This is a genomic window from Acaryochloris sp. CCMEE 5410 (assembly GCF_000238775.2).
GTDB lineage: Bacteria > Cyanobacteriota > Cyanobacteriia > Thermosynechococcales > Thermosynechococcaceae > Acaryochloris.
In genome coordinates this window covers 4,445,329-4,468,495 of record NZ_AFEJ02000001.1, presented here as the reverse complement: position 1 = coordinate 4,468,495, position 23,167 = coordinate 4,445,329, and the positions used below count along the sequence as shown (strand labels likewise).

Sequence of the window (23,167 nt, the reverse complement as noted above, 5' to 3'; positions counted from 1 at the left end):
GCCTATCCCCCTAAATGGCTGATGCCATTCCACAAGATCCAGGCATCGGTCAGGGCCAATAAAGCACTAAAGCCCAGCAAAATACCGTACATCCAGACTTGAGCCAGGGGCTTGACGGTTGCCATCTTTAAGCCGGTTTGGTCTTCAATGGTGCGGGTCATTTGGCCAAAGCCAGCCACCCGCATCGGCAGAAGCTGAGCCGAACCATCGGCAGACACCAAGTAATAGACCAGACCACCTTGGCCCGTTCGTCGAGGCTTAATCGCCGTGATCTCGGTCCAGGCCAACTCCCAGCCTTGCCGAAACCAGGCAGGCACCCATTGGGGATAGCGAATCTCCATACCTGCGGCTGAAAGATGGACTTGCTCACTTAACGCTGCAGCTAGGGCCACCACCCCCAGGCCTAAACCCATATAGAGGCTACCTTGAGTCACAACCCCCACATGATTTACGTTTGCCAAAATCGGCAAAGGAATAACGAGGGCAAAGTAGAACAGCCAAAGACTATAGCGAATCAGCGGCGAAATCCGGTAAACGGATTCTGTCACAGATGGAGCAGCGGGAGAGGAAAGAGATGACATGACGACCAGAACTGAGGGGCTGATCTTGATTGTACTGACCTAGCTAGAGGGTGGGTTGTCGAGCTGATACAGATGATGGAGCTGTTCCGGGGTAACGTCCTGGGCGGGCAGATCAAACTGGACTTGGCCTTGCTTGAGACCGATGATGCGATCGCAATACCGCTGCGCATACTCCACCCCATGCAAACTCACTACCAACGTCTTGCCCCGTTCCCGCACGAGACGACTCAGCAGTCGCATAATGTCATGGCTGCGTTCTGGATCAAGGCTAGCAATCGGTTCGTCGGCCAGCATAATCGCTGGATCTTGCACCAAAACTCTGGCAATGGCCACTCGCTGCTGCTGGCCGCCAGAGAGACGATCGGTACGGGCATAGAGCTTATCAGGGATACCCACTTGGGCTAGAGCGGTTTGGGCCGTCTCCACCTCCAAGGGCCACACCAAGGAAGCCGCCGCTTTCCAAAACGGCCAGCGCCCCAAGTGTCCCGCATTGACGTTATGGATCACTCGCAAAGACGGAACCAAATGAAGCTGCTGATAAATGGTGCCAATTTGGCGTTGAATCCGCCGGGCAGATCGGGCCTGCCAAAGCTGTCCCATGGCCCATACTTCACCTGCTGTGGGCTGAAGAGTGCCATTGAGTAATTGTAAAAGGGTGCTTTTACCCGCACCGCTAGAGCCAATTAAAGCAACGATTTGGCCAGGATAGATGGCAAAACTGACATCCGCCAGGGCCATCACGGTTCCAAACTGATGACTGACCTGACGGAGAGCCAGAATGCTATTTGATCTTGCCGATTTGGCGGCCAATCGCTTCAATTTGAGCATAGTTACTATTATCGGTCTTGATAAACGAACTCCCCCCAAAGAGATCTAAAATTTCCGCCTGCTCCTGGACAGCGGGGTCGAGCTTGAGTAGGGCCTCCTGAACTTTAGGAATAAACTCAGGGCCGTAGCGTTCGCTTACCTGGGGATTGATCACCCAATGATAGTCAAAATAAGACGGCGTTTCCCAAATCACCTGGACTTTGTCTAAATCCACCTTGCCTTCCGCTACTCGATCCTTCCAGACTTGGGAATTTAAGGCTCCTACTTCATAGGTGCCAGCTTCGACCACTTTAATCGTCGTATCGTGAGACCCCGAGAACCCCACATTGCCCTTTAGATCTTTAAGGGTAAGGTCGGCCTCCTGCATAAAGTATTGGGGCATCAGCCGTCCCGAGGTGGAGGATTCACTACCAAAGGTGAGAGTCCGACCTTTCAGTGCTTTTAATCCTTCAACGGCTTCAAAAGGTTCAATCCCACTCGCTTTATTGGCGATAAAGACACTGGTAAACTTGGCGTCAATTTCCCGCTGGGCAATGGCCTGGGCCTTGGGAACCTGTAAGCGCGCCTGAACTCCAGTCAGGCCCCCAAACCACACCATATCTAAATCCCCCACGCGAAAAGCGGTGACCGCAGCCGCATAGTTATTGACGGGTTTATAGGTCACCGGAATCTCTAGTTCGGCTTCTAAATAAGTGGCTAACTTACTGTAAAGACGCTGAAGCTTTTCAGGATCTTGGTCAGGGATTGCGCCAGCCACAAAAGGCTGTTGTTTGGGTGGGGTACTTTCTGGTGCTGAACAAGCGACAAGCAACAATCCCAACAAGCTGGGGAGTAAAAATCGTTTCATATCGCTGAAGTCCAAGAGCAAATAACCAACACTTGTTAAGGGTACAGCAGGAAGGCAATCGCCATACGGTTCTTTGCAATTACCTAGCCAACAGTCTCAAGATGAATCGTGGCATCGTCTCTTATTGCCCCTAGACACTGCCACCAATATGCCTTTAGATAGGCATATATTAAAAAAATCTTAAGTAAATTTGCTCACATGTGATGGTGTTCTCCTGCAAACACCCTCCAAAACATGGGCAAACCACTCGTCGGGTTTATAACGGCAAAGGCATCTGCAATCCCACTCACTGGAATCGGCGAGGACTAGCATCCCTTGGCTGAGGTACATCCCGCTACAGCACTTCCATCGATCCACTTAAAAATTTAGCCTAGAGACCCATTTGCCCCCAAGGCTGACCGACATTATTTTCCATTCATCCAGATCCACATTTTCAGGCTTAAGGAGACCCCTTGAACATTCCCCCTCTCAATCTCAACTGGCGTGCTCTTAAACGGGAGTGGTTGGTTAATCCCAAGGCCGACTTGCTGTCCGGGGCCGTGGTCGGCCTTGCGCTGATACCGGAAGCGATCGCCTTTTCGATCATTGCTGGGGTAGATCCTAAAGTCGGGCTCTATGCCTCCTTTATTATTGCCGTGATTACCTCGTTTCTGGGCGGACGACCCGGCTCAATCTCGGCAGCCACTGGCGCCATGGCCCTATTAATGGTGGATTTAGTCAAAGAGCATGGCCTGCAATATCTGCTGGCCGCCACCTTTTTGACCGGCATTTTCCAGGTCATCTTTGGCATACTCCAACTGGGTCGCCAAATGAAATTTGTGCCCCGAGCGGTCATGATCGGCTATATCAATGCCCTCGCTGTCTTGATCTTTATGGCACAGCTGCCCCAGCTCACCAACGTGCCTCCTACGGTTTATGTCCTTACCGTGCTGTCTCTGGGGATTATCTATATCCTGCCGCGCTTTACCAAAGCGGTACCATCGCCCCTGGTCGCCTTAGCAGTGATGACCATTGCGGCCATTGCCCTACGTTTAGACGTGCCCACCGTCGGCGATATGGGCGAGCTACCCACGACACCGCCCCTCTTTGCCTTACCTCAAGTCCCTTTCAATCTTGAGACTTTCAATATCATCCTGCCCTATTCTCTAACCCTCGCCATTGTCGGGCTGTTAGCGTCTTTCCTCACAGCCTCTTTAGTGGACGATTTGACCGACACTCCTAGCGACAAGAACCAAGAGGCCAAAGGCCAAGGCATCGCCAATATGGTGACGGCATTCTTTGGTGGCATGGCGGGGTGCGGCATGATTGGTCAGTCGGTGATTAACGTCCAATCTGGGGGCCGAGGTCGGCTGTCTAGTCTGGCGGCGGGCATCTTTTTACTGATGGCGATTCTGTTCTTGCAGGACTGGGTGAGACAGATGCCCATGGCTGCCCTGGTCGCGGTGATGATTATGGTATCCATTGGTACCTTCCGCTGGTCCTCCTTCACCAATATTCCTCGGGTGCCCCGCAGTGAAGTCGTGGTCATGCTGACGACAATGTTTGTGATTATCTTCACCCGCAACTTTGCCCTTGGGGTAGCCACAGGCATTGTTATGAGTACGGTATTTTTCTCCCGCAAGATTGCCCAGTTAGTATTGGTGGATCAGGTGATGCTAGACGAGGGGGCTCACCGAGTCTATAAAGTGTCTGGGCAGATTTTCTTTCTGTCTCGGGATGAATTCATGGCCTCCTTTAACTTTGCTGAGCTGGTCGAGCAGGTCACCATTGACCTTACCCATGCTCACCTCTGGGACCAAGGGGCAGTAGAAATGCTCGATAAGGCTGTTCAGAAGTTTCGCCGTCAAGGGGTCGAAGTCAATGTGGTGGGTCTGAATGAAGCCAGCTCCACACTTCTCAATCGCTTGGCTACAGATGAGGAACTGATCTCCAACGAACCGTCTTAGTGCTACACCTGCCCGCCATCCTTTAGGGAAATCACCTGTATGAAAACCATTCTTCTCTGCTCCGATGGATCTGCCTTTGCAGACAGTATTTATAAATATGGGGCCTGGTTGGCCCACCAATTCCAAGCTCAGATGAAGGTTCTGTTTGTCAGCGATATTCGCCAAAAGGTCGTTTCTACCGGCAATCTAAGCGGCAGTATTGGCCTGGGCGCATCCGAGCAGCTGTTAAACGAGTTGGTGACCCTAGAGCATGAAAAAGCCAAACTCAACAAACAACGGGCAAAGTTGATTCTGCAAAATGCAGAGCAAGTTCTTAAAGCAGAAGGACTCAGTAATGTCGAACTGCTCAATCCCACAGGTTTCCTCGTGGACTGCTTTCATGACTTTGAGGCCGAATCTGATCTGATTGTCTTGGGTAAGCGGGGAGAGGCGGCGGAGTTTGCTTCTGGTCACCTAGGAGCTAATGTCGATCGGATTGTGCGTAGTAGTGCGAAGCCTTGCCTGGTGACCCCACAAACTTTTGCGCCGATTGAAAAGCTGCTGGTGGCGTATGACGGCAGCCCCACGGGGAAGCGGGTCTTGAATTTCTTAGTGGACAGTGCCCCAGGGTTTAAGAATCTAGAGGTTCATCTGCTGACGGTGGCCAAGAAAGAGTCCGATGCAGTGCGATCGCAAGAGTTAGCCGATGCCGAAGAGACTCTGCAACAGGCTGGACTGACGGTATCGACCACCCTCTCTGCAGGAGCCCCTGAAAAGGTGATTGCTGACTATATCGAACAACACCAAATCAGTCTGTTGCTGATGGGGGCCTACGGTCATCGCCGCATTCGCCACCTTGTGATCGGTAGTACCACAGTTCAGCTATTGAGAAGTGTGCAAGTGCCTGTGCTTCTGTTCCGGTAGGGTGCAGGTCTTCCCCAATCTCTGTAAAAGTTTTAGTCAACCCGTTGTTTTACAGTCCTGCAAGAATCTCTCCTACAGGACCGTAAAATCAGGGTCTTTCACCTAAGACGAAAGCTCGATCAAGATTAAGCCAGATCAAAGCGATCAAGGTTCATTACTTTATCCCAGGCTGCCACAAAGTCCTGAACAAAGCGCTGTTGAGAGTCTTCGCATCCATAGACTTCTGCTAAGGCTCGCAGTTGAGAGTTGGAACCGAAGATCAAATCCACCCGGGTTCCAGTCCACTTGAGGGCACCGGTTTTGCGATCGCGTCCTTCAAACACCTCTTCAGCCTCCGACGTCGCCGCCCAAGTCACGCTCATATCCAACAGATTCAAGAAGAAGTCATTAGTGAGACTCTCAGGCCGGTGAGTAAACACACCATGCTGGGCCTGTCCCACATTGGCATTCAACACCCGCAGACCACCGACTAGCACTGTCATTTCAGGCGCCGTCAGCGTCAATAGCTGGGCCTTATCCACCAACAGTTCTTCTGCAGAAACAGGATAGAGGCCTTTGAGGTAATTGCGGAACCCATCTGCTCTGGGTTCCAGCACGGCAAAGGAGGTCACATCGGTTTGGGCCTGTGTTGCATCCGTGCGTCCAGGCTTAAAAGGAACTTTGATGTCATACCAACCGGCATTTTTCGCCGCTTGCTCTACTCCTGCACAGCCCCCGAGAACAATCAAATCTGCCAGGGACACTCGCTTGCCACCGATCTGAGAATGGTTGAAGGTGGTTTGAATCGCCTCCAACGTCTGGAGCACTGTGGCCAATTGAGCGGGCTGGTTGACTTCCCAATCTCTCTGGGGGGCTAGACGAATCCGGGCTCCGTTTGCTCCCCCCCGCTTATCCGAGTCCCGGTAAGTTACAGCCGAGGCCCAGGCAGTGGACACCAGTTGAGACACCGTTAGATTCGTTGCTAGAATTTGGCTCTTCAGGGTGGCGATATCCTGCTCATTAATTAGCTCATGATCAACCGCAGGCACTGGATCTTGCCAAATCAGCTCTTCCTCCGGCACCTCCGGCCCCAAATAGCGGGAGCGAGGCCCCATATCTCGGTGGGTCAACTTAAACCACGCTCTCGCAAAGGCATCTGCAAACTGGTCCGGGTTATCGAGGAATCGCCGGGAAATGGGACTATAGATGGGGTCCATCCGCATGGCCATATCGGCGGTGGTCATAATCGGTGCATGGCGTCGGGATGGATCGTGGGCATCCGGCACGGTATTCGCCCCTGCGCCCCCTTGGGGCACCCACTGATTGGCCCCAGCAGGACTTCTGGTTAGCTCCCACTCATAGCCAAATAAATTTTCAAAATAGTTGTTGTCCCATTGAGTGGGATTGGTGGTCCAGGCCCCTTCAATACCGCTAGTGATCGCATGAACGCCCTTGCCTGTGCCAAAACTGCTCTTCCAGCCCAGACCTTGATCTACAATACTGGCACCTTCAGGTTCCGGGCCAACGTGAGCATCATCCCCAGCGCCGTGGCATTTACCAAAAGTGTGTCCACCTGCTGTTAACGCCACCGTCTCCTCATCGTTCATGGCCATGCGCCCGAAGGTTTCGCGAATATCTCGACCTGAAGCCACCGGATCAGGATGACCATTGGGGCCTTCTGGATTCACATAGATCAGTCCCATCTGAACTGCGCCTAGGGTAGCCTCTAGGTCACGGTCTCCGGTGTAGCGCTGGTCGCCCAGCCATTCTGTTTCAGCACCCCAGTAGATGTCTTCTTCCGGTTCCCAAATATCTTCGCGGCCCCCGGCGAAACCAAAGGTCTTGAATCCCATGGACTCCAAAGCACAGTTACCCGCCAGGATCATCAGGTCAGCCCAAGAGATTTTAGCGCCATATTTTTGCTTGATCGGCCATAGCAACATGCGGGCTTTGTCGAGGTTGGCATTATCGGGCCAACTATTGATCGGGGCAAACCGTTGGTTGCCCGTCCCTGCACCTCCACGACCATCTCCAATCCGATAGGTGCCCGCACTGTGCCAGGCCATGCGGATAAAGAGGGGACCATAGTGACCATAGTCAGCAGGCCACCAGTCCTGAGAGCTTCTCATCAAATCGAAAATATCTTGCTTGACAGCAGCTAAGTCAAGACTTTTGAAGGCTTCGGCGTAGTTGAACGCCTTGTCCATTGGATTGGATTTGGGAGAATGCTGCCTGAGGATTTGTAGGTTTAACTGATTCGGCCACCAATCTCGATTGGCGGTGCCACTACCGGCAGTGAACTTCAAGGCTCCGCCCGAAAAGGGGCACTTGGACGCACTACTCATAGTCTCTTCTCCTGTCAGTTGTGATGGGTGTGTTGGAATGGATTTCAGATCTTGCAAATCAATAGCATCCCCCTCAGAGAGATGGGTGTTGCCAGCCCCAAAAGCCTGACTCAAAACCGTTCTGAGGCTTGAAAGCCGTATTAGCATGCGTTTCATACTAGCCATACTGACCTCTCTATTGGCTTGCAAATTCTTGCAGATGTAACGATACAATCTCCGAACTTATCTCAGAATAATTCTGTTTTAAGAATAAAACAATGAGGATAATTACTTAGTTATATGAGTGAATTCTAAAAATGGACGACTCGTATCTTAGAGTGCTAGTTTAGGTACTAAGGTCGCTGAAAACCAGATGTCTCCAACCGTATGAGGTTGGCACATTGGAGGAGGTATACATGCAACGACAAGCGGATAGTATTATCCAAACCCTGAAGGCCAAAGGGGTAAGAGTCACCCCTCAACGCTTTGCCGTCTATGCAGATTTACTGGCCCGTTCTGATCATCCCACTGCAGAACAACTTTTGAGCGATTTAAACCAAGAGGCGCCCACCTCTTCTCAGGCCACGATCTATAAAACCCTCCAAGCCCTGAGAGATGTGGGGCTGGTGCGTGAGGTGCTCTTGGAAGAAGGCGTTTGTCGTTATGACGCCAATATTGACCCCCACCACCATTTTCGATGTCAGTCTTGCGGTGAAGTGGAAGATATTCCCTGGGAACAATTCCAGACACCCAATTTTCAGGGATTGCGTTCAGGGCTACAGGTGAAGAGCTATGAGATCACCGTGCATGGCTATTGCGAATGCTGTCACACCGATGAATAGGTTACCTACCCATTCAGACTGCCATTCAGAACCTAACCTATTGAAAAACCTATTAAAGGCCCTCAAACAGCTCGTTAGGCAAAACGATAGTCATACCAGTCACAAACGGCTTCATACCCAATGGTTTGATAGATATGGTTGGACGTCGGATTCGTAATATCGGTAAACAGACAGCAACGCTGGGCACCGCGATCAAGCAGCATTTGGCTCACGGCCGCAACACAGGCTGTCGCATATCCCCGTCGCCGACAGTCTGGAGGCGTATAGACCGGGCCAATGCGGCCCCCTCCTGGTTGAGACACCCGTCCTACCACCATCGAAACCTGTTTGCGATCGCACCACACATACAGGTCTTGCCGTTTGATCTGCAAATCCAGAATGCGTTCAATATCCGTTTCCAGGGCACCAAAGGTTTCCAAAGAAAACGCCTCTGACCATTCCAACAGCTGTTTGCGATCGCGTCTCGTTGCCTTCCGTAAATAGCCTTGAACCGACATTGGTCGATGGACTTGGGTCAATTGGTGAATCCGCAAGTGCATCTTTAAGGTGCTGGATTGTCCCGTGTGGGACTGCCAAGCCTGAGAAAAAGCTTGGGCTTCACGAATAAAACTATTGATACCAGCTAGAGCGGTCTCAGCCTGCTGAAAATAGTCCACAATGATTTCTACGGCGCTTAAATTCTGGACCTTGGACAGCACCAAATTGTAAGGAGGAGTTCGCATCCCCACGGCCTGAATCTCTCCTGCCGATTCCACCAAAAATAGATCGGGGGACGTGGTAAACGCTTCTGGCACCCGCACCAGAGCACTTTGAATCCCCAGCAGCAGATTATGTTCAGCGGGATAGCGCAGTAAGTAAGGTTGGGTGCGATCGCAAAACGCTACAGCATCTTCAAACAGGATTAATTTCATCACCTCAAGCCGCCATCGCGCTAACCCGCCCGCAATCTCTCTCGCACTTCCATCAAAATTTTCCCCAGCATATTTTTACCTGTGCCATTCTGGCCACAGCCCCAGTAATAATCTCCAGGCGCATTCTCAACCAAGTCTTGATGACCCGTTGACAATAAAATGTCTCGGATATCTGCATGGGTCTCAAATTTACACAGCACCGCTTGACGCATGACATCATCTTTTACGGCTTCCCAGTCAGGCCGTAGGGGTCGAGTCCGCTGTCTTCCTAGACGAGCCGCATCCTTAGGCAATTTCACCTGACGGATTTGGTCCGCATGGGGAGTGCCTACAAATTTTTGAGCTTGGAAATAATGTTCACTCGTTGGCCACCAAACGCCATCTAGGGTCAACCCATGGGCTGAAAAATTAGAAAAACAACCATAGGGCTTCTCTCTACTTGAATAGAAGTAAATTGCCATCTTTTTCTACTAACTAATTGATCTATTTCTTTGAGACTCAGGCTGATGGTTGAAATAAATAAGTATAGAACCGAAAATATTGAGATTTTTCTACATTCAAGGCATTCTATTAGCTTTATAGGGTCAGAAGAGCCACAAATATCCATGCAGGAAATGCATACTAATCTAATCTTCGTATCGGTGATCAAGTTTAGAGTGTATAGCTATCTTTAACTAGTAACGCTAGAAGGCCTTAAATAACCGTTAACCTTGATTATCAAGATTTTTCTGCATATTGTTACTATCTCGCTCATTTTTGGGAATTATGCAGGCGTAAATACACTTAACCATGTTGATTTTGCAAAGCTTAAGACAATCATAATTAATTGTACTACAAAATACTACAAAAGCCAATCGTCAAGCATTAATCCTTCTTAGGACGAGGCATTTTTCACCAAAATGAATAAAATTGGCCATCCAAAACTTTTGTCACAGGAATTATCAAACTTCAGCCGTTGTTGCGCTAAGATAGATTTGCATTTTCAGTCGTAATACTACGTCTTTGGCTGTTAAACAGCCATTCCTTATAGCTTTCAGACCGTTTAGAATCGGTTCTTCCTCGATATGCACGTTGATATTGCTAACTGCGAGTCAACGGTTTCTATGACCTTAGGGGAGAAAGGCCATAGATACTAGGTTCTCTTTGAAGCAAGATACCTGGTTAACTTTATCCAAATGATGAGGAAGTTGGCGATTCAGCTTCGATTCAGCTCTATGGAGTACCAGAGTGTCTTTTCAACCTCCTTTTTATTCAAATGATTTGTCAGAACCAACAGATTCATTTGAACCGTTGCAGCAACCCAAGGCTTTTGCGCTGAAATCATTGCCCCTGAAATTATGGCAAACCCTTCAGCCCAAACGTCTCTATCGGCAAGTGAAGCAGCGATGGACTCGCAAAAGTGTGGTGCAAGTCTCACTTCGTTCTCATTTTGATACCCGATTAGATAGTATCTGGCAACGTTTGGAGCAAGACCGACAGCCTTTATCTCTATTTCTATGTGAAGTAGATGACTTTGACCGCTTGCGCCGACAATATGGTGACTCAGCCTGCAACACCTATATTGGACAAGTGATTAAAGTCATTCAAGCCAATATTGAGCGCTCTACAGATATGCTGGCCCGCTATCATGGCGATACCTTCGCGGTCCTGCTCCCTCAAACCTCCATTGATGAAGCAGCCTGTATCGCCAAGAAAATTCGGCTCCGGGTCAAAGCGCTAAAGGACAGTCCGACTTCTCCTTTACCAGACCAAGCCATTACCTTAAGTTTGGGGATTGCGACGATTGTGCCAACCCCAAAGTTATCTCCAGTTAATTTCATCGCTGCCGCCGAACAATCTCTCCGCCAAGCCCAAAGAGCTGGCGGCAACCGCGTCATTCTTCAAGAAGGGGGCCGATAAGTCTAGCTTCTATTTCTGTACTGCTATCTCAAAGCAACTCCCACCACTAAATAATCAACCGATCTGATCCATGTGAGGACTGACGGCAGGATGCCGGGACAAGCACCATTTCGGCAAGCGGGAGTCGGTTTGTTGCATCTATATACATGATGCTAAGCAAAGAGAATCACGGGTTAATTGTGCAATGTGACTAAAGGTTAAAGTTCACGAATCTGAAGACTCAGCTTTTCCATCATAAATTTTCGTTAATCACTAAGTAAGTGCCTCAGCATTAACCGATATCTCCTGTAGGTAGTTTCTCCGAAACGCATAGATGCTGCAGCTTAGATATCTACCCGCATTAAAGTGGGTAAGGATAAAGACGTTAGTTCCATGGATCAAGGCTGTAGCAATTTGGAGCCTATTTCTTTTACCTAGTAATGCTCAAATAACGCCAGACCAATCTTTAGTTAACGAACACTCTATCGTTGAACCACAGAATAATCGTTTCATCATTAAAGGTGGCGCTTCTAGAGGGAAACTCTTATTCCATAGTCTTCAGAACTTAAATATTTCACCAGGGCAATCAGCCTACTTCACCCCCCCAACAGCAATTGACATGATTCTAACCCGTATCACTGGTGGAAGGTTCACAACAATCAATGGCACCTTAGGCGTTGTAGGTAATGCAGACCTCTTCTTGATGAATCCATCAGGTATCTATTTTGGACCACATGCCTCCTTGGATCTCAATGGCTCTTTTATTGCCACCACTGCAACTAACCTCATTTTTGAGCACAACGCTGAGTATAGTGCAGCCAATCCTAAAGCTCCTCCCCCACTATCGATTAGGGTGCCGTTAGGCTTACAGTTCAATGATCAATCTGCAAAAATCATTGCTCAAGGTTCAGGACATCAGCTGATATCAACAAACCCACTGTTTCCTCTCTCGCAACGGACTGGAAGTCGTCAATTTGATTTAACCGTCAAACCAACCAAAACTTTGGCACTTCTTGGTAATACTCTGCATCTGAACGGTAAAGTACTCACGGCACCAGGGGGAAGTATTCACCTTGGAGGGGTACAGACCGGTTTTGTCCCTATACAACTTTCTTCGTTCGGGTGGAGTTTTAGTTACCAAAATGTTCAAAGATTTGGTGATATCCAACTTTCTCAACAAACCTTAGTCGATGGTAGCGGTTTCAACGGTAGTCCTACAGGCTCCATTCATGTACAAGGCAATCGTGTGTCTTTAACGGATGGTTCACTTCTTCGGATTCAAAATCGGGGGAATCAGGCTGGACGGAGTTTGGTTATTAACGCCTCTGATGCGATTGATCTGACTGGTGCTAATCCCAAAACTAATATCCGCAGCGGCCTTACGGCCACCACTTTGACGACTGGTCGTGGTAGCGACATTGCATTATCCACTCCCAAACTGGTTCTTAAAGAAGGGGGACTCATTTCTGTCAGTACTATTGGCTCTGGCACAGGGGGGACTTTAAACATTAATGCCACTGATTCCATAGCCGTCCTTGGCTCTTCACCCTTAAATCCAAGTTTGATTAGCCTGCTAAGTACCAACACTTCTGGATCGGGGAACGCTGGAAATGCATTTATTTCGACTCCAAACCTTAGGGTAAGTGCAGGTGGCTTAGTAACATCCGCAACCTTAAGTAGTGGCAACGGAGGAAATCTAACGCTGTCTGTCTCGGAACTAATTGAGATTGTTGGCATAGATCCTAAATTGTTTTCAGTCAGTGCTGTAACAGCTCCTAGTCTGGCAAGTGGTACTGCAGGTGACTTAACCATTCATACAAAACGGTTGGTCATCAAAGATGGTGCCAGAGTAGATTCTTCAACGTTTGCAAATGGTACGGCAGGAAGCGTAACGATCAATGCCACAGAATCTATTGAGGTTAATGGCCGAGCGCCATCAGGTCGTGGAGGTAGCCTAATTGTTGCTTCTGGGAGTCTTGTTAGTCCTGAGTTACGCGCTGCTTTTGGACTACCCCCTATTCCAACAGGAAGATCTGGGAACCTCAAGATTAATACCCCAGATCTACGGATTACGAATGGCGCTTCTGTCAGTGTCAGAAATGATGGACCAGGGAATGCTGGAACTTTGCAAATAGTTGCTGATCGCATCTTCCTAGCCAACCAAGGAGGCATCACGGCATCCACAATCTCTGGGAATGGTGGTGATATCGATTTACATATCAGTAATGCTTTGGTGATGCGGAATAATAGCTTGATTTCTGCCACAGCCAATGGCCCTGGTGATGGCGGCAATATTAATATTGATGCTGCTTTGATTGTGGCTTTACCGACTGAAAATAGCGATATTTTGGCAAATGCAACGTCTGGGCGAGGTGGCAAAATCTCAATTACCACTCAAGGCTTGTTTGGATTAGAGGTTAACAATCAGCCAACTGTATTCAGCGACATCACTGCCATTTCCCAAAATGACCCAACTCTCAACGGCATCGTTGAAGTGAACAATCCTGAAATTGATCCTAGTGACAGTTTGACGGATCTGCCCGAGACAGTCGAAGCTTCTCAAACCATCGAACGGGGATGCCGTCCTGGTCAGGCATTAGGGAATAGCACGTTCGTGGACGTTGGGCATGGAGGAGTCCCATTAAGTCCCAGTCAACTGCAAACAGCACCTGCTATATGGCACGACTTGCGCAACTCTCCATCATTAAACTCCAAATCTTTTACGTCTAAAAATGTGAGCAAATTTAAGCTCACTCCGATACAACCCTCCAGACAGCCACCTGCTACAAAGACTCAAGCCAACATAGTTGAGGCCCAAAGCTGGGCTCGTGATGAACAAGGACGTATTGTATTAACGGCTGGAACGACGCAACTGATACCACTGCATTCCAGTCACCCTATTTCTCACTGCTAACGACAACTGGTCTGGCGACAAAAAACAGAGCGATTGATGGCTTCTAATCTCGTTGAACATGATATTACTACATTCAACCGAAGTTGCAGGACCGCGTAACTAGATAGCTAGTACCAAAGAGGTCACGTCGCATAAGCCATTTGACTGATTAGAACATATGGATGAAACACAACCGCCAGACGTTTATCTTATGCGTTATCAGTTGCCTTACCTCGCAAAGAGTGAAGTCTTAGACCATTTAGGGACTTGCCAAGAAATAAAGTACCTGCGAATCTAAGAAACAAGTCAATACATGATTGACCGATTGTTTTGAGGATATCTGATGCTAGATGCCCCTATAAAAGAGACGTTTCGAGATGCCGCCAAGAAACTGACAGGCCCACACAAGCGAGCATTCATGGCAAAAGTGGCTGAAGACTACCTGGACGGCTCTGCCCGCAAAGCTGAGCGTCATTTAGGTTGGAGACGTACCAGTGTTCAACTGGGCCTTGATGAACGACGGACTGGCATTAGATGCGTTGACAACTATCAAGCCCGAGGTCGTCAGCTTAGCGAAACGAAACTACCCCATTTAGCAACTGACATTCGGGATTTAGTTGATGGTGAAGCCCAAGCTGATCCGAAGTTCAAATCAACGTTGTACTACACCCGTATCAGTGCCAGGGCCGTGCGTGAGGCATTGATTGAGGAGAAAGGCTACAGCGATGAGGCATTACCAACCCGTCAAACCATCGGCAATCTATTGAATCGAATGGGTTATCGCTTAAAAACCCAAAAAGTTAAACCCCTGAAAAAACTGCCGCAAACCGATGCGATTTTCGCAAATGTCGCTCAAGCCAATTATGCTGCCGATGCGGCCCCCAACCTATTGCGCATCTCGATTGATAGCAAAGCCAAAGTTAAAATTGGCAACCTCTCTCGTGGCGGCAAAGCTCGTACCCTAGACGCGACAAAAGCCAATGACCATGATGACCATTGGGACGCTATTTTGGTACCCTTCGGGATTCTCGATGTGCTCGCAGGGCAACTGTCAATTTACTTTGGTCAGTCTGCTGAAACTACTGATTTTATTGTTGATTGTTTAGAGGCTTGGTGGCGCGAACATCACGATAACTATCCTCAGATAGAGGGATTAGAAATTAACCTTGATGGCGGCTCTGCAGTGCGCAGTAACCGCACACAATTTATCAAGCGTATGGTTGAGTTTGTCCAAATGACACGATTATCGGTTCATCTGATTTACTATCCGCCCTATCACAGCAAATACAATCCGATTGAGCGATGTTGGGCAGCCTTGGAACAATATTGGAATGGCACTATCCTCAACTCCATTGATACGGCTGTCCAGTGGGCATCGAATATGACCTGGAATGGATTGAAGCCTTTGGTTCATTTGATTGAGGGCACCTATGAAAAGAACATTACTGTGCCCTCAGATGAGCTAGAAGCCTACAAACAACAATGGCTATGTTCTGAAGCGTTACCCAAATGGGATATCAAGATTGTGCCCAATTGATGGGTACCTTATTTATTTGTAGATCCCTTACCACCCTTGAAGTTGAGTGGGTTACATCTCGCGACAACATATAAGAAAATTCAAGCTTATCCACACTTCTCGAACGCTAGATAAAACTTAACTTGTTTTCAACAATAGTACATATAAACTACTAAAGTGTATTTCAACGTCTGTAGGAGCATTACATAATGGCTAACCCTTGGGAACAGCATGGTACTTTTAGTTGGTGCGAACTGATGACAACAGATACAGATGCAGCTCAGACCTTTTATGCTCAGCTCTTTGGTTGGGAAATGCAGGATCAACCCATGCCCGGCATGATGTATACGGTACTGCAGTCTAACGGGAAAGAAGTGGGGGGAGGATTGATGCCCATACCGGACGAGGCGGCCGGCTGTCCACCCACCTGGGGCATTTATGTCACCGTCGATGATGTAGATGCAACGGCCAAGACCACAACAGAACTTGGGGGAACAGTGATGAGACTTCCAACTGACATTCCCAATGTGGGCCGCTTTGCCATTATTCAAGATCCACAAGGCGCGATGTTATCGATTATTAGCTATTTCCCTAAACCCTCTTAACTCCAGTACTGGAGGGATTGCTAGCCAAACCATATACCTTTCTAAGCAGAGAGCAACCCAAAGATCACGAGCAGTCCTCCAACCACTAAGGTCGAAATCATGCCATAGAAAGCATAAGTAACTGATGTTTGTGTGGTTTGGGCTAAGGCTTCCTCTGACTTCAGGGAAATCACAAATCGCTGGCCTTTCGTCGTTGGATTTTCCAGAATGAGGCTTTGGTTGAAATCGCTGACCTGAGCCACCACAAAGACTTGCCGCTGAACCGGTAATACGGACTCCTGATAGCGGTAGCCAATCGTCTGCCGCCCCGTTTCGGCACTGCTGAGGGATAAGGAAAAACCACCAAAAGAGAGTTGTCCTCCCGAAGGCTGTTCTGGACTAAATTCATCCAACACCCGCACCGTTTCAATTTGAGCCCCCTCAGGCTCTACCCAAATTTCACCCGTATCATCTTGCAAAAAGAAAGGCACAGACTCACGATTTTGCGAGAGGGTTTCCGAGCCACGTTGGGTCTTGGTGACCACCTTGTCATCACTGTCTCGTTCCGTTACCTGTTCTTCATACTCCCGAACAACCGTCATGTTGTAATGCACACAAGGCATTTGCTTGAGTTCGGATATTAAGGGTTGATCACATTGGATCGTGCCCCTCAGTTTGACGTAATCGCGCCAGCTCCCCGAGCCCATCTCTAGAGCAATCTCACTGGCCAGATGGTTTAGCTCCGCAATGCTAGCAGGCCGGGCCTGGCGCAAACTCGCCAGTTTCCGTTTGAGATTGGAGTAAACAAAAAACAGAATAATACCGATAACAATCAGAATGATGCCAATGATTTTCATGGAAGCTTGCACTCCTGTTGGCCCGAGAATGCTTTGGTTCTGACCAACATCGCTTGAGATAGAGGACTGGGGCTCCTGCAAAGTTACCGAAGCTTTAATCCTCATCATGTCTTAAACATGGGTTGCTGCCAAGGTGCCGAGGGGTACATCACTCATCCTAGAGAAGCGGGGTCCAAGCAATGTCGAGGGTTCGGTTAACTTCGGGATGAATCCACTACAATCAGGAATGTGTTTTGAGTACAACTTGGCTATGGAAGTGTTAGAGCTAAAGCGAGAAGTCGAACAGTTATCTGAGCGCCTGGGTAAAACTCAGGAGTATCTTTGACCTGCCTGCCCTCAACGCTCAAATCAACGATCTGGAACAACTCGCAGCCCAGCCAGAGTTCTGGGATGAGCAGGAAAAAGCTCAAAAGGTTTTACAAGATCTCAACGACCTTAAAGCCCATTTGACCCAACTGCAGGACTGGCAAGGCACCCTAGACGATGCCGAAGCCTTAGTCGAATTGCTGCAGCTCGAAGAAGATGCAGGCCTCTTACAAGAAGCGGCAGGGAACCTAGAACAGCTCAATCAGCAGCTCGATCAATGGGAATTACAGCAGCTCTTGTCAGGCCCCTATGACAAGGTGGGAGCTGTACTGACCATCAATACGGGAGCCGGTGGGACGGATGCCCAAGATTGGGCGGAAATGCTGCTGCGCATGTATACTCGCTGGTCAGAACGCCAGGGGTATAAGGTGCATCTGGCAGAACTCTCGGAAGGGGACGAGGCTGGTATTAAATCAGCAACCTTGGAAGTGGAAGGACGCTATGCCTATGGCTATCTGAAAGCGGAAAAGGGGACGCATCGTTTGGTGCGTATTTCCCCGTTTAACGCCAATGGCAAACGGCAAACCAGTTTTGCTGGGATAGAAGTCATGCCCCAACTCGATCACGAGGTGGAGCTTGATATTCCCGATACGGATTTGGAAATTACCACCTCTCGATCCGGAGGTAAGGGAGGCCAGAACGTTAATAAAGTGGAAACGGCGGTGCGTATTGTCCATGTGCCGACGGGATTAGCAGTGCGCTGTACCCAGGAGCGATCGCAACTGCAAAACAAAGAAAAAGCCATGGCATTGCTAAAAGCCAAACTGTTAGTAATTGCTCAAGAACAGAAGGCCAAAGAGATTGCTGATATTCGCGGTGATGCCGTGGAAGCAGCCTGGGGCAACCAAATTCGCAACTATGTGTTTCATCCCTACCAAATGGTGAAGGACTTAAGGACCAACCAAGAAACCACCGCGATTGAGAGTGTGATGGATGGCGCCCTAGATAACTTTATTGAGGCGTACTTGCGTCAGGAGAATCAAATCGCTTCATGATCTTAACGATTGACGAAGTGCTGACCGCCGAAGAACTCGCCGAGATAAAGGATTTGCTGGCAACAGCAGACTTTGTCGATGGCAAAACCACGGCAGGTTGGCACGCCAAATTGGTCAAAAACAATACCCAACTTGCGGGCCAAGCGACTTGTAGTATAGATCTGAAAGAGCGGGTCAAGGCCGCTCTCCTGCGTCATCCTTTGTTTAAGGTCGCGATTCAACCCCGTTCCATTCATACACTGCTATTTAGTCGCTATCAGGAAGGTATGTCCTATGGAGACCATGTGGATAACGCCTTTATGGGGGGAGCGCGCTCGGATGTGTCCTTTACCCTATTTCTCAATGCGCCCGAGGACTATACAGGGGGAGAACTCTGTGTGGAGCTAGCCGATGGGGTTCACACCTATAAATTGGCAGCAGGATCTGCGATCGCATATCCGTCGTCCACCATTCACCGGGTCGAGACGGTCACCTCAGGGACCCGCTTGGTGGCCGTGGGCTGGGTGCAGAGTCTCGTGCGGGATGTCCAACAACGCGAGCTGTTATTTGATTTGGATACAGCTCGGCGATCTCTGTTTGCCACCCACGGAAAAACCCCAGAATTTGACCTCATTTCTAAAAGCCATGCCAATCTGTTGCGTCAGTGGGCAGAGTAAAATGCACAGGGTTTGGCGGTAATCTGTCTTTTTTTGCACACACCAGAAAACTTATACCCCAGCTTATACAAGGTACACATGAGCGCCATCACGTTCTCAGACCTGAGGCTGGAATACTAATAAGTAAGGCGATGTCAGCCGCCACAACTCTTCCGGTTTACCCCGCGAGCTTGAGCGAGCTGCCATTCCTGTCACTCCCATGTGAGTTTGTCGTCCTCACCTCCGTCTGTGCCAACCGCCTATACGGAGGACTTGACCAATTATCTGCCCCAAGCTGGATCCTTGAGCAGTACTGGTAACGGTCTCATAGGTCGGGGTTCTATTCAGAACCGACTTGTGAAACAAATGACAGACAAAACCAGTCTACTGACATGTTTCCCGCAAGTGGGACCGTGGGTGTTGAGTCAAGATGTCCATACCTAACAGGTTTTAGAGCCTCTAACCAATTTTTCACAGCAGATCTCATTTCCCCACCGGTTTTTAGCCATAGTACCGGTGGGGTTTTTCCTATCTATCCCTGGTTAGGGCTGGGCTAGACTGGAGATTACGGAAAGATCGTTCCCTCAACCATGGATGCAGATCAGGCCCTGAGACAAGTGGAACAGCTTGTGATTGCTCAAACGGGTGAGCGTCTCAGCGAATTACAGCAAACGATTCTGAGGCAGGTTTGGCTGGGATACAAATACTTTGACATTGCCGATGCCTATGGCTGTACTGAAGGCCATGCCAAAGATGTAGGGTCAGATTTATGGAAGCTCTTATCCCAGATATTGGGCGAGAAAATCACCAAAAAGAACCTCCGCCAGGTTCTGACAGTCCATAGGCATGGATCAGTCCCATCTAAACAGGCCTATCGGCTCGACTTCGTTGGGCGACATCAAGCCATCCACCACCTCAACCACCTCAACCAGCAAGGGGCAACGGCCATTGCCATCCAAGGAGAAGGGGGGCTGGGTAAAACGACATTGGCCCAGCAATATTTGCAGAGCCAAAACTTTGCAATCGTCTTAGAACTACTGATGGCCAAAGAGCCCGACAATATCACCTCGGTCCAGCGGGTGGTGGAGGAATGGTTAACACGGGATTTACATGAAGAGCCAGGACTAGAATTTGGCATTAGTCTAGATCGCTTAAAACGCCATCTCCACCAACGCCCCATTGGAGTCCTAGTGGATAATCTGGAACCTGCACTAGATCAGCAAGGGCTCTTGATTGGAGAGCATCGCCAGTATGTGGAGCTATTTCGAGTCCTGACAGATCCTCGCAATTTGGGATTAACCCTGGTGACGAGTCGCGATCGCATTTGTGAAGCCAGCCTCAACCTACACCATTACCGGCTTTCAGGTTTAGATGTAGAGGCTTGGCAGCAGTACTTTCAGTTGCAGGAGCTGACCATTGACCCAACGCTACTAGCGCAAATACATCGAGCCTATGGGGGCAATGCCAAGGCTATGACCCTGCTCTGCGGGTCGATCCGGTCCGACTTTGGTGGCGATGCAGCCGCTTTTTGGCAAGATCAACAGCAGGACTTACTGGTTGCGGCGGATCTCGCCCATCTGATTAATAATCAAATTGACCGTCTCCAAAACCTGGACCCCCAAGCCTATCAGCTATTTTGTCGGTTGGGGTGTTATCGGTATCAGACCCTAGCCACCCTCTCAAAAGCAGGCGTTTTAGCCTTGCTCTGGGAAGTACCAGAAGCGAAACAACGGGCCAGTCTGATGTCTCTGCAAAACCGATCTTTGGTGGAGTGCCGCCAAGGTCGATATTGGCTACATCCCGTCACCCGTGCTGCCGCTATTACCCGTCTGCAGCCCAGTCCTGACTGGCAACAGGCCCACCGCTATGCCGCCCAATATTGGTCCGATAGCGTCCAGACTCTGACGACCACTGAAGATGCCTTGCAGGCCCTAGAAGCCTTTTATCACTACAAGGCCATTCAAGACTATCCTCATGCGGCAGCCGTACTGCTCCAGGTGCGCCAAAACCAGTGGCAGCAATACTTATCCTTGGGCAGCAGCCTTTATCGGATGGGGTTGCACCAGTCCCTAGTGGGGGAGTTACCGTCATTGATGACGCATCTGCCCTGCGATCGCAGCTATTGCGAACTCCAAAATATTCTGGCGGACTACTACTGGAGCACGGGGCAGATTCGCCAAGGGATTGCGCTACAAAAAGACTCCCTCAGCCTATCCACTCAAGCCCTAGCATCACCCAACTTAGACCCTCGCCACCACCGGCATTTTCAAATTCAAGTCCTCGATTCCCACCTCAGTTTAGGGTTGTACTACATAGATTTATGGGAATTAGAACATTCTGCCCATTGCTTCCAGCAGGTAATCAAAATTGCCACTCAAACCGACCAGGACCGTTGGGTGCCAAAAGCTTCCATTTGCTTAGCCCTGGTGTTGACTCACCTCGGCAAGACTGAGCAGGCACAACAGCTCGCCACCCAAGCCTGGGGAGAGCGCCTGCCCAAGACGGAACAAGCCGCCCGCCTGGCTTTCTTTATGCAGCTCCTGGGCCAAACCTACACCGCTCTTGGAGACCTGTTCTCAGCCCATGCTCTATTTGAACAGGCCCTAACCGTGGCAGAAGCCAGCCACTATCCCCATATCCAGGCCCGAACCCTAACGGGACGTGCCGTCATTCACCGACTGCAAGGCAAATTTAACCTCGCAGTGGTCGATCATGATCAGGCAATTGCCCTGCTCAAACCCCTCAATGCTACCTGTGACTTGGCAGAAGCGTATTTTCAGTGGGGGCTGACCTATCAGGCCATGCATCAGATCTGTGATCGCAACCAAGCCTTCCACCAAGCGACCCAACTCTTCACAGCCATGGATGCGCCCTGTCAGGTTCAGCGGGTGTTGGCCTGTACCACTACCCCTTAACTCCGCGGACGCACCCGCCGCTGGCGCCGCCGACGTTGACGCCGCTGGGCAACTAAGGAGGCCCACAGTAACAAGAGCGCACAGCATACGCCCGTAAACATCGGCACGGCCACTGCAGCGGTAAAACAGAGTTGATAGGCCCGTTCTGCCCATCCATTGGCTTGAAATGCTCGCCAAACATAAGTCGTCAGATAGCCAAAGGGCAGCAGGGCTAGCACCATCATCAAGGCAGCCCCCACAAATCCCAACCTAGGTCCTTGTTGGCGAACCACCCGCCCACCGAACCATGTCAACCCCATAAACAAGCCAGATAAAATCAGACCCGCTCCAAGCATGTATAGCGCTAGCATATAAATTTATTTGAGCGGTTATAGACTCAGTATCCTTCTAATAAGCAGCATACTGAAGGACGAGCGTCGAAATGAAATTAACAACAAAACCTTAATATCCCTTGGCAGAAAAATCTAAGGTTTTCTCAAACATGACGCGATGAATGTCAGTCTCAAAAGAGCCATCATCATAGAGCTGAAAGAGCCTAAATCCTGGCTGTGCATGATCTAGGGCAAAGGTTTTACTGTGAGGAGCAAACTGAATGCAGGTCGATGGCGTACTGAGATAATGGATACTCCGACGCTGATGTTCAAACTGCTGATGGATATGACCAAAGACCACCAGTTTAACGTGGGGATGTCTATCGAGAATGGCAAATAAATCGTCCGAGTTTTGGAGGCCAATTTGATCCAGCCAATCCGATTTAATCGCAAACGGAGGATGGTGAAGCGCAATCAGTGTGGGCTGGGGATCGCACTGCTCTAGTTCTTGATTGAGCCAATCTAAACTCTCCGGTGACAAGCCGCCATAGACTTTCCCAGTCACGCTAGAGTCTAAAAGTAAAAAGTGCCAATCTCCCATCTGATAAGACTTTTGAGCCTGAAAGCTAGGCGCTGTAAAGGTGGCCTGCATGGTGGGTAGATGGTCGTGATTCCCTGGTAGCCAGTAGGTGGGGATTTGCAGGGGGGCAATTAAGGATTGGATCAGTTGGTAAGCAAGAGGAGTTTCATCCTGTGCTAAATCTCCCGTCAGTAATAGCTGATCAGGAAGGACAGGAAGCTGTTTTAATTTCTGTACGACTGCTTCTAGAGAAGAAAAAGTATTCAGCCCTAAGAGATCACGGTCAGGGTTTGCAAATAAATGCAAGTCCGACAATTGAGCAATCAATAGAGGTGAGCTTTTTTTCATCCCGTTACTAGTAGTTAGAAGCCAAAAAATATCCTTGATAGCTATACCTAAAGGATACCTGATTGGATAGTGACAAATCAGCTAGACGGAAAAAATCCTGTCCTCATGATTTTTGCTTTCTCTTACTC

At 49.3% G+C, this 23,167-nt stretch carries 20 protein-coding genes; 11 read left to right on the top strand and 9 right to left on the bottom strand.

The genetic code is table 11. From position 1 onward, the window contains the following. Nucleotides 1–2 precede the first annotated feature (2 nt). From ON05_RS20545 to ON05_RS20535, 3 genes are read right to left on the bottom strand one after another with little or no spacing between them, the layout of a single operon-like run. Nucleotides 3–581: a hypothetical protein gene (locus tag ON05_RS20545; RefSeq protein WP_010468627.1), complete on the bottom strand. Its 579-nt coding sequence runs from the start codon at nt 579–581 to the stop codon at nt 3–5. Between the two features lie 39 nt (nt 582–620). Continuing rightward, complete coding sequence (locus ON05_RS20540; RefSeq protein WP_010468625.1) at nt 621–1,409, bottom strand: phosphonate ABC transporter ATP-binding protein; 789 nt, start codon at nt 1,407–1,409, stop codon at nt 621–623. Continuing rightward, nucleotides 1,363–2,256 (bottom strand): putative selenate ABC transporter substrate-binding protein, encoded by an 894-nt coding sequence (locus tag ON05_RS20535; RefSeq protein ID WP_010468623.1) that lies wholly within the window; start codon nt 2,254–2,256, stop codon nt 1,363–1,365. The genes ON05_RS20540 and ON05_RS20535 overlap by 47 nt, the downstream gene beginning before the upstream one ends. Nucleotides 2,257–2,783: 527 nt before the next feature. On the opposite strand from ON05_RS20535, the gene ON05_RS20530 reads away from it, so the two are divergent. Beyond that, a complete protein-coding gene (locus ON05_RS20530; RefSeq protein ID WP_039778686.1) occupies nt 2,784–4,202 on the top strand; it encodes a SulP family inorganic anion transporter in 1,419 nt (472 codons plus the stop codon). Nucleotides 4,203–4,241: 39 nt separating this feature from the next. Further along, complete coding sequence (locus ON05_RS20525; protein WP_010468619.1) at nt 4,242–5,105, top strand: universal stress protein; 864 nt, start codon at nt 4,242–4,244, stop codon at nt 5,103–5,105. 125 nt (nt 5,106–5,230) lie between these two features. Here ON05_RS20525 and katG read toward each other — a convergent pair whose 3' ends face one another. Continuing rightward, nucleotides 5,231–7,429 carry a catalase/peroxidase HPI gene (katG, locus tag ON05_RS20520; RefSeq protein WP_010468617.1) on the bottom strand — a complete coding sequence of 733 codons (2,199 nt, stop codon included), beginning with the start codon at nt 7,427–7,429 and terminating at the stop codon, nt 5,231–5,233. Between the two features lie 395 nt (nt 7,430–7,824). Here katG and ON05_RS20515 point away from each other — a divergent pair, with 395 nt between their 5' ends. Continuing rightward, on the top strand, nt 7,825–8,250 hold the full coding sequence (locus tag ON05_RS20515; RefSeq protein WP_010468615.1) for a Fur family transcriptional regulator: 426 nt from the start codon (nt 7,825–7,827) through the stop codon (nt 8,248–8,250). A 74-nt stretch (nt 8,251–8,324) separates the two neighbouring features. Here ON05_RS20515 and ON05_RS20510 read toward each other — a convergent pair whose 3' ends face one another. Together ON05_RS20510 and ON05_RS20505 are read right to left on the bottom strand one after the other, a co-directional pair. Further along, complete coding sequence (locus tag ON05_RS20510) at nt 8,325–9,161, bottom strand: GNAT family N-acetyltransferase (protein ID WP_010468613.1); 837 nt, start codon at nt 9,159–9,161, stop codon at nt 8,325–8,327. A 20-nt stretch (nt 9,162–9,181) separates the two neighbouring features. After that, nucleotides 9,182–9,622 (bottom strand): NADAR family protein, encoded by a 441-nt coding sequence (locus ON05_RS20505; RefSeq protein WP_010468611.1) that lies wholly within the window; start codon nt 9,620–9,622, stop codon nt 9,182–9,184. A 766-nt stretch (nt 9,623–10,388) separates the two neighbouring features. Here ON05_RS20505 and ON05_RS20500 point away from each other — a divergent pair. From ON05_RS20500 to ON05_RS20485, 4 genes are all read left to right on the top strand, one after another. Beyond that, nucleotides 10,389–11,060, top strand: a complete 672-nt coding sequence (locus ON05_RS20500; RefSeq protein WP_010468609.1) for a diguanylate cyclase domain-containing protein — start codon at nt 10,389–10,391, stop codon at nt 11,058–11,060. A gap of 313 nt (nt 11,061–11,373) precedes the next feature. Beyond that, nucleotides 11,374–13,953 (top strand): S-layer family protein, encoded by a 2,580-nt coding sequence (locus tag ON05_RS20495; RefSeq protein ID WP_085945132.1) that lies wholly within the window; start codon nt 11,374–11,376, stop codon nt 13,951–13,953. Nucleotides 13,954–14,275: 322 nt separating this feature from the next. Next, nucleotides 14,276–15,469: an ISAzo13 family transposase gene (locus tag ON05_RS20490; protein WP_262562083.1), complete on the top strand. Its 1,194-nt coding sequence runs from the start codon at nt 14,276–14,278 to the stop codon at nt 15,467–15,469. 188 nt (nt 15,470–15,657) lie between these two features. Then, the gene (locus ON05_RS20485) at nt 15,658–16,053 is read left to right on the top strand and encodes a VOC family protein (RefSeq protein WP_010474135.1); all 396 of its coding nucleotides are present in this window, start codon (nt 15,658–15,660) and stop codon (nt 16,051–16,053) included. Between the two features lie 41 nt (nt 16,054–16,094). On the opposite strand, the gene ON05_RS20480 is transcribed toward ON05_RS20485, so the two are convergent. Continuing rightward, the gene (locus ON05_RS20480; protein ID WP_029315231.1) at nt 16,095–16,889 is read right to left on the bottom strand and encodes an E3 ubiquitin ligase family protein; all 795 of its coding nucleotides are present in this window, start codon (nt 16,887–16,889) and stop codon (nt 16,095–16,097) included. A 250-nt stretch (nt 16,890–17,139) separates the two neighbouring features. On the opposite strand from ON05_RS20480, the gene prfB reads away from it, so the two are divergent. The 4 genes from prfB to ON05_RS20460 all read left to right on the top strand — a co-directional run bounded on the left by prfB (nt 17,140) and on the right by ON05_RS20460 (nt 21,800). Next, nucleotides 17,140–18,250 (top strand): peptide chain release factor 2 gene (gene prfB, locus ON05_RS20475; RefSeq protein ID WP_139025801.1). Its coding sequence is split into 2 segments (ribosomal slippage): nt 17,140–17,211 and nt 17,213–18,250, totalling 1,110 coding nucleotides; the frame shifts between segments, so codons are not numbered across the junction. Beyond that, entirely contained in the window at nt 18,247–18,906 is a 660-nt protein-coding gene (locus tag ON05_RS20470) for a Fe2+-dependent dioxygenase (RefSeq protein ID WP_010474141.1), read from the top strand. Before prfB ends, ON05_RS20470 begins: the two co-directional genes overlap by 4 nt. Nucleotides 18,907–19,037: 131 nt before the next feature. Next, entirely contained in the window at nt 19,038–19,205 is a 168-nt protein-coding gene (locus ON05_RS20465; protein ID WP_262562080.1) for a hypothetical protein, read from the top strand. A 270-nt stretch (nt 19,206–19,475) separates the two neighbouring features. Beyond that, the gene (locus ON05_RS20460) at nt 19,476–21,800 is read left to right on the top strand and encodes a tetratricopeptide repeat protein (RefSeq protein WP_010474143.1); all 2,325 of its coding nucleotides are present in this window, start codon (nt 19,476–19,478) and stop codon (nt 21,798–21,800) included. On the opposite strand, the gene ON05_RS20455 is transcribed toward ON05_RS20460, so the two are convergent. Together ON05_RS20455 and cpdA are read right to left on the bottom strand one after the other, a co-directional pair. Beyond that, on the bottom strand, nt 21,797–22,150 hold the full coding sequence (locus ON05_RS20455) for a hypothetical protein (protein WP_236618974.1): 354 nt from the start codon (nt 22,148–22,150) through the stop codon (nt 21,797–21,799). The genes ON05_RS20460 and ON05_RS20455 overlap by 4 nt on opposite strands. A gap of 91 nt (nt 22,151–22,241) precedes the next feature. Beyond that, nucleotides 22,242–23,039: a 3',5'-cyclic-AMP phosphodiesterase gene (gene cpdA, locus ON05_RS20450; RefSeq protein WP_010474147.1), complete on the bottom strand. Its 798-nt coding sequence runs from the start codon at nt 23,037–23,039 to the stop codon at nt 22,242–22,244. Between the last annotated feature and the right edge of the window lie 128 nt (nt 23,040–23,167).